Raw genomic sequence first — 15,439 nt, forward strand, 5'->3', positions numbered from 1 at the left:
TCCTCCTGGAGGCACGTCCATGGCCCTGCACAAAGGTTCCGCGCGGCACGAGGAACGGACGGTGTCGGTCAATCCGTTCTTCGGTGAGGCCAACCCCGTCGGCGGCATGACCGAAGCCCCGCCCAGGCACCGGCTGGCGGACGCCCCGCTGCCGCCGTCCACGGCGTACCAGCTGGTGCACGACGAGCTGATGCTCGACGGCAACGCCCGGCTGAACCTGGCCACCTTCGTCACCACCTGGATGGAGCCGCAGGCAGGGGTGCTGATGGGGGAGTGCCGGGACAAGAACATGATCGACAAGGACGAGTACCCGCGCACGGCCGAGCTGGAGCGGCGCTGTGTGGCGATGCTCGCCGATCTGTGGAACGTGCCGGACCCGTCGGCCGCGGTCGGCTGTTCGACCACCGGGTCGAGCGAGGCGTGCATGCTGGCCGGCATGGCGCTCAAACGGCGCTGGACCCGGCGGAACGCCGACCGCTACCCGGGTGCCCGGCCGAACCTGGTCATGGGGATCAACGTCCAGGTGTGCTGGGAGAAGTTCTGCAACTTCTGGGAGGTCGAGGCCCGGCTGGTCCCCATGGAGGGCGACCGCTTCCATCTGGACCCGCAGGCCGCCGCGGAGCTGTGCGACGAGAACACCATCGGCGTCGTCGGGATCCTCGGCTCCACCTTCGACGGGTCCTACGAGCCGATCGCGGACCTGTGCGCGGCCCTGGACGCCCTGCAGGAGCGCACCGGTCACGACGTGCCCGTCCATGTGGACGGCGCGTCCGGCGCGATGGTGGCGCCCTTCCTGGACCAGGACCTGGTCTGGGACTTCCGCCTGCCGCGCGTGGCCTCGATCAACACCTCCGGGCACAAGTACGGGCTGGTCTACCCGGGCGTCGGCTGGGCGCTGTGGCGGGACCAGGAGGCCCTGCCCGAGGAGCTGGTCTTCCGGGTCAACTACCTGGGCGGGGACATGCCGACGTTCGCGCTCAACTTCTCCCGGCCCGGCGCCCAGGTGGTGGCGCAGTACTACACGTTCCTGCGGCTGGGCCGCCAGGGCTTTCGGGCGGTTCAGCAGACGACGCGGGACGTGGCGACCTCGCTCGCCGGGCGGATCGAGGCGCTCGGCGACTTCCGGCTCCTCACGCGCGGGGACGAGCTGCCGGTGTTCGCGCTCACCACGGCCGACGACGTGACGGCCTACGACGTCTTCGACATCTCCCGGCGGCTGCGCGAAACCGGCTGGCTGGTGCCCGCGTACACCTTCCCGGCGAACCGGCAGGACCTGTCCGTGCTGCGCGTGGTGTGCCGCAACGGCTTCTCCCACGACCTGGCCGACCTGTTCGTGGACGACCTCACCCGGCTGCTGCCGGAACTGCGCCGGCAGCCGCACCCGCTGGTCCCCGACAAGAGCGTGGCCACCGCCTTCCACCACTGACGGCCCGGGCCGCCGGGTGATCCCCGGCGGACGGGCCCGGGCGCACCTGCTCGGTGCAGGTCGTCCGGGTGCCGCTCCCCCGTCGCGTACGGGTTCTCCCGGCCCTCGGCGAGGACCCCGGGGTGGATCGAACCCGGTCCGGCGCCGGACCATTCGTGCGCGCCCCCGTACTCGAGGTCGCTGCGCACCTGGTAACCGTGGGCGCGCCCGTGCCGGCGGACCGCGCCCAGCACGTGGAGACGGATCGCCGACATGCGGTCCAGGTCATTGCCGTACGGCTATCCCGCCTGCTCCAGGGCCACCAGCTCGAACGCGGTCTTCCCGTCCAGGGACTCGCGGATGATGTCGGCGTGACCGGCGTGCCGGGCCGTCTCGCGGATCAGGTGCAGGCACAGCCAGCGCACCGAGACGCGGCCCTCCGGCGGGAACCAGGGGTCCGGCGGCAGCGGGAAGGTGTCGTCCAGACTCGGCGCGGAGCGGATGAACTTCTCCGTGCCGGCGGCCACCTGCTCCCAGTAGGCCAGCTGCGAGGCGACCGTCTCGTCGCCGACCAGTTCGAACGTCTCGTGCCAGTTCGACTCGTCGCGCCGCACCGCCGGCGGTTCCTGGCGGGCCCGTGCGATCCAACTCTGTTCCACCTCGGCGACATGCTTGAGCAGGCCGCCGAGGCAGAGCGTGCTGGCGCTGGGGCGGGTGCGGGCCTGCTCCTCGGTCAGCCCGAGCAGGGCCCTGCGGACGCCGCCGCGCTGTTCCTCGAGGAACGCGAGGAGCGCTCCCCGCTCGTCGCCCTTCGCCTCCGCGGACACGTGAGTGACCATGGCCTGCCGCCTTTCATCGCGTCGGTGCCGGGGGCTGTTTCCCCCCCGACACCGGTGACGCTACGGGCCATTGAGGTCAGATCCTGTCCGCAAGGCGCCACTCGCCGGAAAGGCTGCCGTGGACGCCGGTCCGGGAGGCCGGTCGGGGCGGTCGCCGGGAGACCGGCCACGCGGGCCGTCCGGGAACACCGGCCACGGGGGCCTCCGGGATACCGGTCGGGCAGGCCGGTCACCGGGAGACCGGCCGGGGAGGCCGTCCGGGATACGGATCGGGCAGGCCGCCGGGAGGGGCCGCCGGGTCAGAACGGGAAGCCGCTGCGGCCGTGCTGCACGGAGATCCACTTGATCGTGGTGAAGGCCTCCAGCGTCGTCTCGCCGTTCAGCCGGCCGACGCCGGAGTGCTTCTCGCCGCCGAAGGGCACGAGCGGCTCGTCGTGGACGGTGCCGTCGTTCACGTGGAACATGCCGGTGTCGATCCGCCTGGCGAAGGCGACGCCCCGCTCGATGTCCCGCGTGTGCACGGCGCCGCTGAGGCCGTAGGGGGTGTCGTTGACGATCCGGACCGCCTCCTCCTCGCCGTCGAACGGGATGAGGAAGACCACCGGACCGAAGACCTCGCGCCGGAGCAGCGCGGAACCGGCGGGGATGTCGGTGAGCACGCTGGGCTCGACCAGGTTGTTGGTCGTGGCGCCGTGCACGAGAGCCGTGGCGCCCTCGGCGATCGCCTGCTCGACCGTGCTCGAAAGGGCGTTCGCCTGCGCGGAGTTGATCACCGGGCCGATGACCGTCTGCGGGTCGCGCGGGTCGCCGACCTTGAGCGTGCGGACCTTGGCGACGAACCTCTCGGTGAACTCGTCGGCCACCGAGCGGTCCACCAGGACCCGGTTGGCGGCCATGCAGACCTGGCCCTGGTGGACGAACCGGCTGAAGACCGCCGCGTCCACCGCGTAGTCGATGTCGGCGTCGTCCAGCACCACCAGCGCGCTGTTGCCGCCCAGTTCGAGGACCGAGCGCTTGAAGTGCTTCGCGCACACGGTGGCGACGTGCCGGCCGACCGTGTCGGACCCGGTGAAGGAGATGACCTTCGGGACCGGGTGCTCGATGAAGGCGTCGCCGATCTCGGCGATGTCGGTGACGACGACGTTGAGCAGGCCGCCGGGCAGCCCGGCCTCCTCGAAGATCCTGGCGAGCAGGGTGCCGCCGGCGATCGGGGTGTTCTGGTGCGGCTTCAGGACCACGGCGTTGCCGAGCGCGAGCGCCGGCGCGACCGACTTCAGCGACAGCAGGAACGGGAAGTTGAAGGGGCTGATCACGCCCACGACGCCGACCGGCACCCGGTAGACGCGGTTCTCCTTGCCGTCGGTGGGAGAGGGCAGGATCCTGCCTTCGGGGCGCAGCGCGAGGTGGATCGACTCGCGCAGGAACTCCTTGGCCAGGTGCAGCTCGAAACCCGCCTTGACGCGCGTGCCGCCCAGTTCCGCGATGATCAGGTCGGCTATCTCCTGCTCGCGGTCCTCTATCAGGCGCAGCGCCCGCTCGAAGACCGCACGCCGGGTGTAGGGGTTGGTCTCGGCCCACTTCTTCTGGGCGCGCTCGGCGGCCCGGTAGGCCTGGTCCACCTCGTCGACCGTGGCCACCGTGATCGAGGCCAGCTTCTCGTCGTCGTAGGGGTTGAAGTCGATCACGTCCCAGGAGCCGCTGCCCGGACGCCACTCGCCGTCGATGTACTGCTGGGCCAGGTCGGTGAAGTAGGACGACATGTGATCCCTCAATCGCTAGCGGAGGCCAGATCGACGCCACGTCTGATCACACGTCATCGTACTTGCGTATCAAGAGAGTTGGAGAAGACCCCGGAGCAGATCGCGACTCTCGCCGGGGCCGGGGCTGTCCTGCTGGAGCTCCTTGAGGGCCTGCTCGTACTGGGCGACGTCCTCGCGCTTGTCCAGGTACAGGGCGCTGGTCAGCTGCTCCAGGTAGACCACGTCGGACAGATCGGCGTCGGGGAAGCTGAGGATGGTGAAGGCGCCGCTCTCGCCGGAGTGACCGCCGAAGCCGAACGGCATGATCTGCAGCCGCACGTTGGGCCGCTCGGAGATGTCGATCAGGTGCTGGAACTGGCCGCGCATCACGTCGCGGTCGCCGTAGGGGCGGCGCAGGGCCGCCTCGTCCAGGACGATGTGGAACTCCGGGGCGTTGTCGGCGAGCAGGTACCTCTGGCGCTCCAGGCGCAGGGCGACCCGCCGCTCCACGTCCGCGTTGCTCGCGCCCTTCATACCGCGCCGGACGACCGCGCGGGCGTACTCCTCGGTCTGCAGCAGGCCGTGCACGAACTGCACCTCGTAGGCGCGGATCAGCGAGGCCGCGCCCTCCAGGCCGACGTAGGTGGGGAACCAGCTGGGCAGGACGTCGGTGTAACTGTGCCACCAGCCGGCCACGTTGGCCTCACGGGCCAGGGAGAGCAGCGACTCGCGCTCGGTCCCGTCGGTGATGCCGTACAGCGTCAGCAGGTCTTCCACGTCTCTGGTCTTGAAGCTCACCCGGCCCAGCTCCATACGGCTGATCTTCGACTCGGAGGCGCGGATCGAGTATCCCGCGGCCTCGCGCGTGATCCCGCGCGCTTCCCGCAGTCGCCTGAGTTGCGAGCCGAGCAGCATCCGCCGCACCACCGATCCGGGCTCTCCCGCGCTCACGTTCGCCAGCCTCCCCAACCCGTCTTCAGGTGCCGCAGTCTGCCACTAAAACACTTCGAGCAGTACTCGTACGGTTACGGAAACGGAAAGAGGTCGGCCGTTTCTGGCTGGTCACGACCGGGGAAAGGTCAAGACCACTGACTGAAACCGCGGCGAAGATGGCAGAAAAAATGGCCAAGAAGTGGTACGGGAAGGGCTATTTCGGTCACGTGCACGTGCATCTGCCCTTGCATCTGCTCTGCGCTTCCGAAACCATGGTGCCGCGCCACCGCTGCATCGCAACGACCGCGAATTCCGGGAGTGCCTCGCATGGGGACGAATGGATCGACCATGCTCAAGCCGTTACGGCAGGGCCTTCCGCCTCTGGACCCCACGGCCGCGTCCGATGCCGCCTCCTGTGCCCTGCCCGCCCGTTACGAGGCGGTGGGCGAGGCCCGGCGCTTCACCCGCGACACGCTCGGCAAGTGGGACGTCGGCGACCGCTTCGACGACATATGCCTCGTCGTCTCCGAACTCGTCACCAACGCCCTGCGGCACGCCGTGCCCGCCGATCAGTGCGGCCGCTGCGGCGAGCACAGCGGGTCCGTGCGGCTGCATCTGGTGCGCTGGACCGAGCGACTGGTGTGCGCGGTGCGCGACCCGAGCCACGAGACCCCGGTACCGCGCGACTCGGACGACTTCTCCGCCGAGTCGGGCCGGGGCCTGTTCCTGGTCGACTCCTTCGCCGACGGCTGGGGCTGGCATCCGCTGGCGGGCACCCTCGACGGCAAGGTCGTCTGGGCCATGTTCCGGCTCGCACCGGCCGGCTGACGCGTAGCCGCTCCGAGCGACGCGGGGTTTCTACGCGCGTCACCGCCCGCTCTCGGGCGCCATGGACATCGTTGCCACGGCGTCCCCCGGAGCCGGCGGTCAGCTCGCTATGAGATGGTCGAACTCGCCGTCCTTGATGCCGAGGAGCATCGCCTCGATCTCCGCGCGCGTGTAGACGAGCGCGGGGCCGTCCGGGAAACGCGAGTTGCGTACGGCGACCTCACCGCCCGGCAGCCGCGCGAACTCCACGCAGGAACCCTGCGAGTTGCTGTGTCTGCTCTTCTGCCAGGCCACTCCGTCCAGCTGCGTGGCAGCCATGCCGTTGTACACGTCGTACCCCCCGTAAACGCCGTCAGCGTCGCGGTCCACAGGTCGCTCCCCGCTGGTGCACTGGCTGGTGTGGCCATGGATGCTGTAGTCAACTGATCCGGATCATAGCCCCGTTCACGTGCAGCTGCTTGAGCAGATGCACGTGCACGGGGGGTGGTACCGCGGTTACAGCTTTACTCCGGAGCAGGAAGGACACGTCCTAGCCGGCCCCCGTTCATGATCACCCGCGCCGTCGCCGAACCGGGACGGCCGGATCGAAGCCCTCGCGTACTAGGAAGAGACGCATACCGCGCCGTTCCTGTTCCAGGGTTCCGGTGGATGGTCCGGTCCATGGGATTGGCCGGATCGGCAGCCGCCGGTCGGGGCGTCCGCCCGTCGGGGCGTCCGCCCGGGGCCGGTTGCCGTCGTGGTCGCCGTCGTGGTCGTCCGCGGTCGTGGTCGCCGTCGTGGTCGTGGTTACCGTCGTGGTCGTCCGCGGTCGTGGTCGTGGTCACCGTCGTGGTCGTCCGCGGTCGTGGTCGTGGTCGTGGTCGCGGTCGTGGTTACCGTCGTGGGCGCCCCGCGCCCCGCGCCCCCACCGCCGCCGCGGCTGCGGTTGCCCGTGCCGTTGCCGTGCCGTTGCCCCTGCCGTCGCCGTTGCCGTCGCCGTTGCCGTTGCCGTCGCCGTTGCCGTCGCCGTTGCCGTCGCCGTTGCCGTTGCCGTTGCCCGGAGCCTGCCCGGCGTGCGGAAGTCCGGCGGGGAACCGCTGCTGGTAGCTTGCTGCGGGCCGTCCGGCCGTGGGCGGCCGGCCGCTACAGCTTGGGAGCTTTCCGGTGACTTGTGCGAGTGCGAGAGTGCGGAGCGCGGCCCTGGCCGCGGGACTGGCGGGCGCACTGGCGCTGACGGCGTGCAGCGGCGGCGGCTCTGAGGACGCCTCCTCCTCGACCAGCCCCACGGCGGCACCGACGTCGGCCAGCGGCTCCCCGGCCGTGACCGGTTCCTCGGAACAGCTCCAGGGCAGCTGGGTCACCACCGCGGGCGGCAAGGTCGTGGCCCTGGTGGTGACCGGGAAGAAGGCCGGGGTCTTCGCGACCGGCGGGACCGTGTGCAGTGGCACCGCGGGCACCGAGGCCGGCATGCGGATGATCCATCTGACCTGCACCGACGGCAGCAAGGACCGGGGCACCGGCATGGTCGACTCGGTGGACGGCAAGACCATGAAGGTGACCTGGTCGGGCAAGCTCGGGCAGGAGACGTACACCAGGGCGGAAGGCGGCAAGCTGCCGTCGGGGCTGCCGACCGGGCCGCAGCGGTGACGTAGCGCCCCGGCGCGCCGGCCCCGGGGCACCTGGCGCCGCTGCACCGCGGTACGCCGGACACCGGTGCGTGGACCACCCCGGCACAGCCGGTCCGGCGACGACGACTCGGCGGTTCTCCGCGCCACCCGAGCGACCGTGCTCCGCGCCACCCGATGCGGCGGTCCTCTGCGTCATCCGAGCGACGGTGCTCGGGCGCCACCCGAGCGACGGTGCTCGGCGTCACCCGAGAGACGGTGCTCGGCGTCACCCGATGTGGCGGTCCTCCTCGGGCGTCCGATGCGGCCGCCGGCGGCCCGGGGGCTCCCGGCGCGGCGGTCCGGAAGGGCGGCCGGAGTGATCGTTCGGGAGGGGCGGGAGGCGGAGTCCGGTGCGCAGGCGGGATGATGCAGGGGCACCGTCACGACTCGATGGGGACCACATGCGCGCCTTTCCGCTCACCGTCACCGCCCTCGCAGCCGCCCTGCTGCTCACCGCCTGCGACGACGGCGGAGGCGGCAGCGGCAACAAGAACAGCTCGGCCTGCGAGATCGGCGGGGTTTCGCTGCAGATCGGGTCGGCGAGCGTGGCCCCGGCCGCCGGCGACACCGGGGAGGTGCCCGTCAGCATCACCAACCAGAGCACCCCCTGCACCCTGGACGGCTTCCCCGGCGCCGTGGTGAGCGCCGACGGCACCGAGCACAAGGTGCCCGTCCTCAAGGGCGCCAAGGCCCAGCAGCTGAAGCTCGCCAAGGGGGACTCGGCCTCCTTCACCATCACCTACGTGCGCGGCAAGGCGGCCGACAGGAGCAGCCTGGCGGCGAAGACGGTGAAGATCACCCTGCCGGGCTCCGCCGCCACCCGCAGCTTCCCGTGGTCCTACGGCCCCATCGCCCTCAAGGGTGCCGAGCCGGACGCCGGCGTCAGCGCCTTCCAGCAGGTCGGGGACTGAGGCCGCCCGCGGCTCAGGGCAGCCGGTGCCGGCTCTCGACCTGGGCCCGGTCGGCCGCCGCCATGCCCTCCGTCCAGCCCGCCGCGTCGCTCACGCCGCGCAGCCGGGTGGTGGTGGTCTCCGGGAACAACTGCTCCAGCCGGCCGGTGACGGCCACCGCGCGGGTGGCCAGCACCGGCAGCAGGTCCTGGGTGACCTGGGTCTCGGCGGCGGCCGCGAGCCGGTCGCCGACGCGATGGGCGTACGCGGCGAGGAACGACTGCCGGAACGTCTTGGTCCGCTTCCGCCCGCCGGCTCTCTGGGCCGCCTCCGCCTTGGCCATCGCGTGCGTGGCCTGCACCAGGAGCGAGGTGTAGAGCAGTTCGACGGCCTCCAGGTCCGCCTCGAAACCGACGACCGTGGAGAAGCCCAGCGGTTCGTTCCACACCGCGCGGCAGTGGTTCGCTGTGGCCACGGCGTCCAGCAGGACCGCCTTGGCCTGTTCGTACGGCGGCTCGACCCCGATCCGGCAGGCGCCGGGGGCGTCCGGGGCGGGCGCCCCGGCGGCGAGCAGGGCCTCGTCGACGCTGTGCCGGGCCATCAGCTCCTGCGCCTTGGCACTGAGCGCCTCCGCCTCCTCCGGGTAGCCGGTCGCCTCGGCCTTGGCGAGCAGCGCGCGGATCCGGCCGAGCATGCGGGAGGCGCCCGGGCCGGGCGCGCGCCGCGACTCGTCCTGCAGCGGTTCCAGGGTGGGCAGGCGCAGCAGCAGGCGGTACAGCTCCAGGACGGCCGTGGCGTGCGAGAAGCGGTCGGCGCCGGTGACCGGATCCGCGGGCAGCGCCTCCAGCTGGGCGGCCCAGCGGCGCCCGCGCGCGCGGTCGCGCCCGGCCTGCGCCCGGATCAGGGCCGCGGCCAGGCGTATGTGCGCCTCGTCCAGCTCGCGCCGCACCAGCCGCACGACGTCGGCGGGCTGCCAGCCGCGCCGCCAGGCCGCCGCCACGAACTCCTGGCCGCGCAGGGCGAGTTCGGCGTCCGCGGCGGTGTCGGCGGCGAGCAGGGAGGCGCCCGTGTCGAGGCCGGTGTCGGTGTCGTCGTAGAGGGCGGCCCGGAAGGCCCGTTCGACGGTACTGGCAGTGCTGGTCACGCCGTCGATCGTGCCACGCCCGGCCGACAGCGGGCACAATCTGTCCACAGCCTGTGGACAACTTCTGCCGGATGCGGACGCCGGCTCATGCGGGCGACTCCTCCGGCCCTCGAAAGGCCGGGGATCGAGAGGCCGGGGGGCCCAGAAAGCCAAGGGGGTCCGGAAGCCGAGGGTGTCCAGAGGCCGAGGGGGTCGAACACGGACCCCACGGAGGGCTGAACCTCCACGGACCCACCGGGGACCTGAAGCTCCACGGCCCTCAGCGAGGACCGAAGCTCCACGGTCCTCTCGGAGGACTGAAAGTCCAGGTCAGGGCCATTGTCAGAGCCGGCTGCCACACTCGTTGTCATGACCGACCGGTGGGCACTCGAACCGGCCGAGGACGGTGGCGTGGACGTCGCCCCCCTCGGCCCGGACGGGCTGCCCGCCGGGCCGGTGCGGCGGGAGAGCGATCTCGCCCAGGCGGTGCGGAGCCGCCCGGAGGTGACGCGCTGGGTGTGGCGGTCCACCCCCGAGGTCTACCCGCGTCTGCTCGCCACGGGGGTGCGAGTGGAGCGGTGCTACGACATCGAGGACGCCGAGACACTCCTGCTGGGCCACGAGGGGCGGTACGGCGAGCCACGCTCGGCCGCCGCGGCCCTGGCCCGCCTCCGCGGCGGCCCCGTGCCCCCCGACCCACCGCAGCGGGCCGCCGAACCGGGCGCGCAGCCACCGCTGTTCGAGCCGGCCGGCACGCGTCTTCCCCTCGACGACCTCCTCGCGGTCTACGCCGACCAGCAGCAGCGCCACCGGCGGACCGCCCACCCCGACCGGATGCGGCTGCTGACGGCCGCGGAGTCGGCCGGGATGCTGGTGGCCGCCGAGATGAACCGCTCGGGTCTGCCCTGGAGCGCCGACGTCCACCGCGAACTGCTGCACGACCTGCTCGGCGAGCGGTACGCGGGCGGCGGCGAGCCGCGCCGCCTCGCCGAGCTGGCGGACGAGGTCTCCGCCGCGTTCGGCCGCCGGGTGCGGCCGGACCTGCCCGCCGACGTGATCAAGGCCTTCGCGCAGGCCGGGATCAAGGTGAAGTCCACCCGCCGCTGGGAGATCCGGTCCGTCGACCACCCGGCCGTCGAGCCGCTGCTGGAGTACAAGAAGCTGTACCGCATCTGGGTGGCACACGGCTGGTCCTGGCTGCAGGACTGGGTGCGCGAGGGCCGCTTCCGCCCCGAGTTCCTCGCCGGGGGCACGGTCACCGGGCGCTGGGTGACCAATGGCGGGGGCGCCCTGCAGATTCCCAAGGTGATCCGGCGGGCCGTGGTGGCCGACCCCGGCTGGCGGCTGGTGGTGGCCGACGCCGACCAGATGGAGCCGCGCGTGCTGGCCGCCATCTCCCGCGACCCCGGCCTGATGGAGGTGGCCGGCCGCGAGAGCGACCTGTACCAGTCCGTCTCCGACCGCGCCTTCTCCGGCGACCGGAACCAGGCCAAGCTCGCCGTGCTCGGCGCGGTCTACGGCCAGACCTCCGGCGACGGCCTGAAGAACCTCGCCGCGCTGCGCCGCCGCTTCCCGAAGGCCGTGGCCTACGTCGACGACGCGGCACGCGCGGGTGAGGAGGGCCGGCTGGTCCGCACCTGGCTGGGGCGCACCTGCCCGCCGGCGGCCGGCTCCGGTGAGGACGCGGCGGAGGAGGCCGGGATCCCGGTCGGGGATGACGGCACGGAGGGGCACACCGACCGCCAGGGGTGGCTGCCGGGCTACGCATCGGTCGACTCGCGTGCGCGTGGCCGCTTCGCCCGGAACTTCGTCGTGCAGGGCAGCGCCGCCGACTGGGCGCTGCTGCTGCTCGCCGCACTGCGCCGGGCCTGCGCGGATCTCCAGGCCGAACTGGTGTTCTTCCAGCACGACGAGGTGATCGTGCACTGCCCCGCCGAGGAGGCCGACACCGTCGCCTGGGCCATCCGCGAGTGCGCCACCCTCGCCGGGCGCCTCACCTTCGGCGAGACGCCGGTGCGGTTCCCGTTCACGACGGCGGTGGTGGAGTGCTATGCCGACGCCAAGTAGGCGGTGGCCGGGGCCGCTCAGTGGCCGGCGGCCGCCGGCCCGCGTCACCACGGCGAGGACACGGCACCGTGCCCACGCCGAGTCGGACGCCGGGCCCGGCCCGGCGCGTGAGCAACCGCCGGGGCCCACTCCCCCACGACACGGACGCACAGCCGTTCCGGCGCAGGGCACGTCGCCGTCGGTGGGCCGCTCAGTCGGTGAGGAGTTGCCGTAGCTCCGTCACGACCGTCTGTTCGTCCGTAGCGGCCAGCGCCACGAGCGCCGAGCGCCAGGCAGCGTACGCCTCCGCGTCTCGCCCCTCTTCGCGCAGCAGCAGCCCCTGCTGGTGGCGGGCCAGGCCGCCGACGTAGCGGTCGGCGCGGGCATCGGCCCGGCGCAGCAGCTCGGCGCACTCGGCGGCCGCCCGTTCGCCGTCCCCCAGCTCCCGCAGTGCCCGGACCAGACCGAGCCGGGTCTGGGATTCGCCGTGCCAGTCGCCGTGGACACCGAGGATCCGCAGACTCTCCTCGAAGTGCCGGGCGCCGGCGGCCGCTTCGCCGAGGGCGAGGTGGGCGTAGCCGATGTTGCAGTGCGCCGAGTGCTGCACGATGACCGCGCCGATCGTGTTCCCCAGCGCCAGCGAGCGCCGGTGCTGGTCGATGGCGGCACGCGGGTCGGTGTGCTCGTAGAGGTTCCCGAGGTGGCTGTGGGTGACGGCCTGGCCGTACGGATCGTTCAGCTGGCGCGAATACGACAGGCTCTGCCTCAGCGCCTGCGCCGACTCCTCGTATCGCCCGAGCCCCTCCAGCAGCAGCCCGCGGTTGTTCAGGCAGCGCCTGATCCCGGCGCTCCTGCCGAGCCGTCGCCAGATCGCCAGGGCCTGGTCGGTGAGGGCGAGGGCGTCGCCCTGCTGCCCGGTCAGGAAGTGCAGGGCCGCCAGGTCCCCCAGCGCGTACGCCTCGGCCGCCGCGTCTCCGAGTTGCCGTGCCGCCCCGAGCGCGGCCCGACCCAGCACCTCCATCTCGGCGACCCGTCCGCTGCGCTGCACGTACGGGAAGAGCAGCCGCCCGAGCGTGGAGAGGTGGGCGGACCGCCGTACGTCGGCCGTGCCCGCGTTGCGCTCCACCAGGGTGACGATGTTCTCCACCTCCGCCTCGCTCCAGGCCAGGGCCGCCTCGGCGGACTCGAAGAAGGGCAGGGCGGCGACGTCCTCGGCGTGCTCGGGCGGCTGCGCGGCGGTCGGCCGGCGCCGGTCGTCGTGGTCGAAACCCGGCTCGGCGATCGCCGCCAGCAACCGGTCGGCGACGGCGGCGTACCAGCGGAGGGCGGCCAGATCGGCGGCGGCCGTACCGCCGGTTTCGCCGGGGCCGGCGGCACCGGTGCCCGCCTCGGGGGCGCCGGAGGTGGGCGTACCTGGAGCGGAGGCGCAGGGGGTGGAGCCGCCGGACGTGGGCAGGCCTGACGCAGAGGCACCGGGCTCGTGTGCGCCGGGCGCAGGTGCACCTGAGGCAGAAGCGCCGGGCGCGGGCGTACCTGGGGCCGAGCTGCCGGACGAGGGCGTATCTGGGGCAGAGCTGCCGGACGCGGGCGTAGCTGAGGCAGAAGTGCCGGGCACGGGCGTACCTGGGGCAGAGGTATCGGGCGCGGGGCGTGTGGCGGGGGCCCCGGTGGAGTCTTCGCTCGGGTCCGGGGCGTGGGTGCGGGCCGTGCCGTCGGGTGGGGTGCGGTCCGGGGCCGGGGCCGCCGGGGACCCTCCGGTGCGGGCGCCGGTGCTCCGCGCTGCCGTGTCGGCCAGTTCACGGGCGAAGTCGCGGACCAGGTCGTGCGGGGCGTAGCGGCCGAACGCCGTCTCCTCCAGCAGGGCGACGTCGACGAGACGGTCCAGCGCGGCCTCGGCGCGGCGCTCGTCGGTGCCGGTGAGCCGGGCGATCAGCGGGGCGCCGTAGACAGGAAGGTCGAGCGCGCCGATGTGCCGCAGCGCGAGGGCCGCGTCCCGGTCGACCTCGCGGTCCGCGGCGGCGAGCGCGTCATGGGCGACGGCCAGAGAACGCCGGACGCTCAGGTCGTCGTACTCCAGGTGGTGCAGACGTCCCTCGGTGGCGGTGAGTTGGCCCGCCAGTACGTCGGGGGTGAGCGCGCGCCGGGCGGCGAGCCGGGCGGCGACCACGCGCAGCGCGAGCGGGAGCCGGCCGGTCAGCTCGACCAGGGCGTGCCCGGCCCCCAACCCCTCGCGCCCGCTCACCGCACGCAGCAGGGCCGCACTGTCCTCGCTGGTCAGTGGACCGAGCGGGAAGCGCCGGGCGCCGTCGAGGGCGGTCAGCGGCGAACGACTGGTGACGATCACGGCACAGCCCGGCCCGGCCGGCAGCAGCGGCCGCACCTGGGCCGCGTTGGCCGCGTCGTCCAGCACCAGCAGTAGGCGCGCGGGCGCCAGCAGTGAGCGCAGCAACGCCGAGGCGGCGTCCGGGTGTTCGGGGATGTTGCGCGGTTCGGTCCCGAGGTCTCGGAGCAGTGCCGCGAGTGCCTGCGCGGCGGTGAGCGGGGGCATGCCGGGGGTGGCGCCGTGCAGATTGACGTAGAGCTGACCGTCAGTGAAACGTTCCCGCAGTTCATGCGCCACATGCAGGGCCAACGCGCTCTTGCCGACGCCCGCCATACCGCTGATCACGGCGACGGTGAGGGCAGGCGGGGGTGACCCGGTCAGCGCCCCGCGCAGCTCCCGGCGCACTTCCGCGCGACCGGTGAAGTGCGCCGGAGGAGCCGGCAGCTGGGCCGGGCGCGGGGTCTGCCGTACGGCGGAGCCGGCTTCACGCGGCGAGGCGGGGGGCGACTCGGCACCGGCCGCGCCCGACCGGCCGTCCGGCGCCGGCCGTTCCGCGTCCTTCGTGACGCGCCGCCGGTCACCGCCACCCTCGTTCCGCCGCCGCTCCTCGCCGCTCCCACGCAGTACCTCGGCATGCGCTTCGCGGACGGCCGGGCCGGGCTCGACACCGAGTTCGTCCACCAGGCGGGCCCGCAGGTCGCGGTGGACGGCCAGGGCCTCGGCCTGCCGGCCGGTGCGGTGCAGGGCGAGCATGAGCTGGCGGTGGTAGGCCTCGCGCAGCGGATACTCGGCGACGAGCGCGGCCAGTTCGGGGACGAGCGCGGCCACACGGGCGCCGCCCAGGGCGAGTTCGGCGTCGTAGCACCACTCCAACAGCAGCAGCCGCGCCTCCTCCAGGCGCTGCACCAGGGCGTAGCCGCCGAGGTCGGCGGGAAGTCCGCTGAGCGGGGTGCCGCGCCACAGCGCGAGCGCGGACGTACAGGCGCGTACGACGGCCGGCCACTGCCGCGCGGCGTGCGCCCCGCGCGCCTCGCCGACCCGCGCGTCGAAGACGTGCACGTCCAGCTCGCCGTGGTCGACGCGCAGGAGATATCCCGGGGGTACGGCCCTGAGCCGGTCGGGGTCGTCCAGCAGGCGGCGCAGCCGGGTGACGTGGTTGTGCAGGGAGGCCTGGGCGGAGACGGGCGGCATCCCGCCCCACAGGGCGTCCTTCAGCGACTCGACCGACACGACGCGGCCGGGTTCCAGCAGCAGTGCGGCGAGCAGGGCGCGCACCTTGGGGCTGCCGATGGAACGGACGCCGTCGTCGGGGTGGTCGTCGGGGACGTGGACGGTGTTGTCCGAGATACCGTACGGCGGTCGGTCGTAGAGGACCGGCGGTCCCAGCAGTCCGAACCGCAGCTCGTACCGCCGCATCTCGCCGCCTCACTGCCTTCCCTGTGCGGCCGTCACCGGCCGTGCTTGGACGCCGGGCCCGTGCCCGTCGCTCTTTGGCGGGATCCCGCCCTGTCGCAGCGGTTTCCCGCCACCTTCCGTCGACCGCTCGGGCTGCGAAACCGCCTGTCCCACGGCCTGTTCCGGTGCCACCGGGCGACTTCCGGCCATCCGGCCTCCTACCCGCCGACGAACCGTTGGCCACATGTTAGCGATCCGTTGGCGAGTCCTGA

At 72.9% G+C, this 15,439-nt stretch carries 11 protein-coding genes and 1 pseudogene; 5 read left to right on the forward strand and 7 right to left on the reverse strand.

What is annotated here, in order from left to right:
• Positions 1-19 precede the first annotated feature (19 nt).
• On the forward strand, positions 20-1,426 hold the full coding sequence (gene gad, locus ABVB68_RS14805; RefSeq protein ID WP_353601452.1) for a glutamate decarboxylase: 1,407 nt from the start codon (positions 20-22) through the stop codon (positions 1,424-1,426).
• Between the two features lie 121 nt (positions 1,427-1,547).
• On the opposite strand, the pseudogene ABVB68_RS14810 reads toward gad, so the two are convergent.
• The 4 genes and pseudogenes from ABVB68_RS14810 to ABVB68_RS14825 form a co-directional block, all read right to left on the reverse strand.
• Positions 1,548-1,680, reverse strand: a pseudogene (locus ABVB68_RS14810) (PadR family transcriptional regulator); the annotation flags it as partial.
• Positions 1,681-1,704: 24 nt separating this feature from the next.
• Positions 1,705-2,244 (reverse strand): DinB family protein, encoded by a 540-nt coding sequence (locus ABVB68_RS14815; RefSeq protein WP_353601453.1) that lies wholly within the window; start codon positions 2,242-2,244, stop codon positions 1,705-1,707.
• Positions 2,245-2,543: 299 nt separating this feature from the next.
• Complete coding sequence (locus tag ABVB68_RS14820; protein WP_353601454.1) at positions 2,544-4,004, reverse strand: aldehyde dehydrogenase family protein; 1,461 nt, start codon at positions 4,002-4,004, stop codon at positions 2,544-2,546.
• Positions 4,005-4,073: 69 nt separating this feature from the next.
• Positions 4,074-4,910, reverse strand: coding sequence for a Sco1979 family transcriptional regulator (locus tag ABVB68_RS14825; protein ID WP_503006128.1), 837 nt, complete (start codon positions 4,908-4,910; stop codon positions 4,074-4,076).
• 333 nt (positions 4,911-5,243) lie between these two features.
• Here ABVB68_RS14825 and ABVB68_RS14830 point away from each other — a divergent pair, with 333 nt between their 5' ends.
• Positions 5,244-5,744, forward strand: coding sequence for an ATP-binding protein (locus ABVB68_RS14830; RefSeq protein ID WP_353601455.1), 501 nt, complete (start codon positions 5,244-5,246; stop codon positions 5,742-5,744).
• A gap of 99 nt (positions 5,745-5,843) precedes the next feature.
• Here the strand turns inward: ABVB68_RS14830 and ABVB68_RS14835 are convergent, their stop codons facing one another.
• Complete coding sequence (locus ABVB68_RS14835) at positions 5,844-6,062, reverse strand: DUF397 domain-containing protein (protein WP_221509208.1); 219 nt, start codon at positions 6,060-6,062, stop codon at positions 5,844-5,846.
• A gap of 846 nt (positions 6,063-6,908) precedes the next feature.
• Here ABVB68_RS14835 and ABVB68_RS14840 point away from each other — a divergent pair.
• Both ABVB68_RS14840 and ABVB68_RS14845 read left to right on the forward strand, forming a co-directional pair.
• Complete coding sequence (locus ABVB68_RS14840) at positions 6,909-7,370, forward strand: hypothetical protein (RefSeq protein ID WP_353601456.1); 462 nt, start codon at positions 6,909-6,911, stop codon at positions 7,368-7,370.
• A gap of 421 nt (positions 7,371-7,791) precedes the next feature.
• Positions 7,792-8,301 carry a DUF4232 domain-containing protein gene (locus ABVB68_RS14845; protein ID WP_353601457.1) on the forward strand — a complete coding sequence of 170 codons (510 nt, stop codon included), beginning with the start codon at positions 7,792-7,794 and terminating at the stop codon, positions 8,299-8,301.
• Between the two features lie 13 nt (positions 8,302-8,314).
• Here ABVB68_RS14845 and ABVB68_RS14850 read toward each other — a convergent pair whose 3' ends face one another.
• Entirely contained in the window at positions 8,315-9,424 is a 1,110-nt protein-coding gene (locus ABVB68_RS14850) for a DUF2786 domain-containing protein (protein ID WP_353601458.1), read from the reverse strand.
• Positions 9,425-9,772: 348 nt separating this feature from the next.
• On the opposite strand from ABVB68_RS14850, the gene ABVB68_RS14855 reads away from it, so the two are divergent.
• Positions 9,773-11,470, forward strand: coding sequence for a bifunctional 3'-5' exonuclease/DNA polymerase (locus ABVB68_RS14855; RefSeq protein WP_353601459.1), 1,698 nt, complete (start codon positions 9,773-9,775; stop codon positions 11,468-11,470).
• 190 nt (positions 11,471-11,660) lie between these two features.
• Here the strand turns inward: ABVB68_RS14855 and ABVB68_RS14860 are convergent, their stop codons facing one another.
• The gene (locus ABVB68_RS14860; protein ID WP_353601460.1) at positions 11,661-15,188 is read right to left on the reverse strand and encodes an AfsR/SARP family transcriptional regulator; all 3,528 of its coding nucleotides are present in this window, start codon (positions 15,186-15,188) and stop codon (positions 11,661-11,663) included.
• Positions 15,189-15,439 lie beyond the last annotated feature (251 nt).

The organism is Streptomyces sp. NPDC096012, from assembly GCF_040426375.1.
In the GTDB taxonomy this organism is placed as follows: domain Bacteria; phylum Actinomycetota; class Actinomycetes; order Streptomycetales; family Streptomycetaceae; genus Streptomyces.

Coding starts and splice junctions, on each gene's coding strand:
- gad (WP_353601452.1), top strand. CDS start 20: ATGGCCCTGCACAAAGGTTCCGCGCGGCACGAGGAACGGACGGTGTCG.
- ABVB68_RS14815 (WP_353601453.1), bottom strand. CDS start 2,244: ATGGTCACTCACGTGTCCGCGGAGGCGAAGGGCGACGAGCGGGGAGCG.
- ABVB68_RS14820 (WP_353601454.1), bottom strand. CDS start 4,004: ATGTCGTCCTACTTCACCGACCTGGCCCAGCAGTACATCGACGGCGAG.
- ABVB68_RS14830 (WP_353601455.1), top strand. CDS start 5,244: ATGGGGACGAATGGATCGACCATGCTCAAGCCGTTACGGCAGGGCCTT.
- ABVB68_RS14835 (WP_221509208.1), bottom strand. CDS start 6,062: ATGGCTGCCACGCAGCTGGACGGAGTGGCCTGGCAGAAGAGCAGACAC.
- ABVB68_RS14845 (WP_353601457.1), top strand. CDS start 7,792: ATGCGCGCCTTTCCGCTCACCGTCACCGCCCTCGCAGCCGCCCTGCTG.
- ABVB68_RS14855 (WP_353601459.1), top strand. CDS start 9,773: ATGACCGACCGGTGGGCACTCGAACCGGCCGAGGACGGTGGCGTGGAC.
- ABVB68_RS14860 (WP_353601460.1), bottom strand. CDS start 15,188: ATGCGGCGGTACGAGCTGCGGTTCGGACTGCTGGGACCGCCGGTCCTC.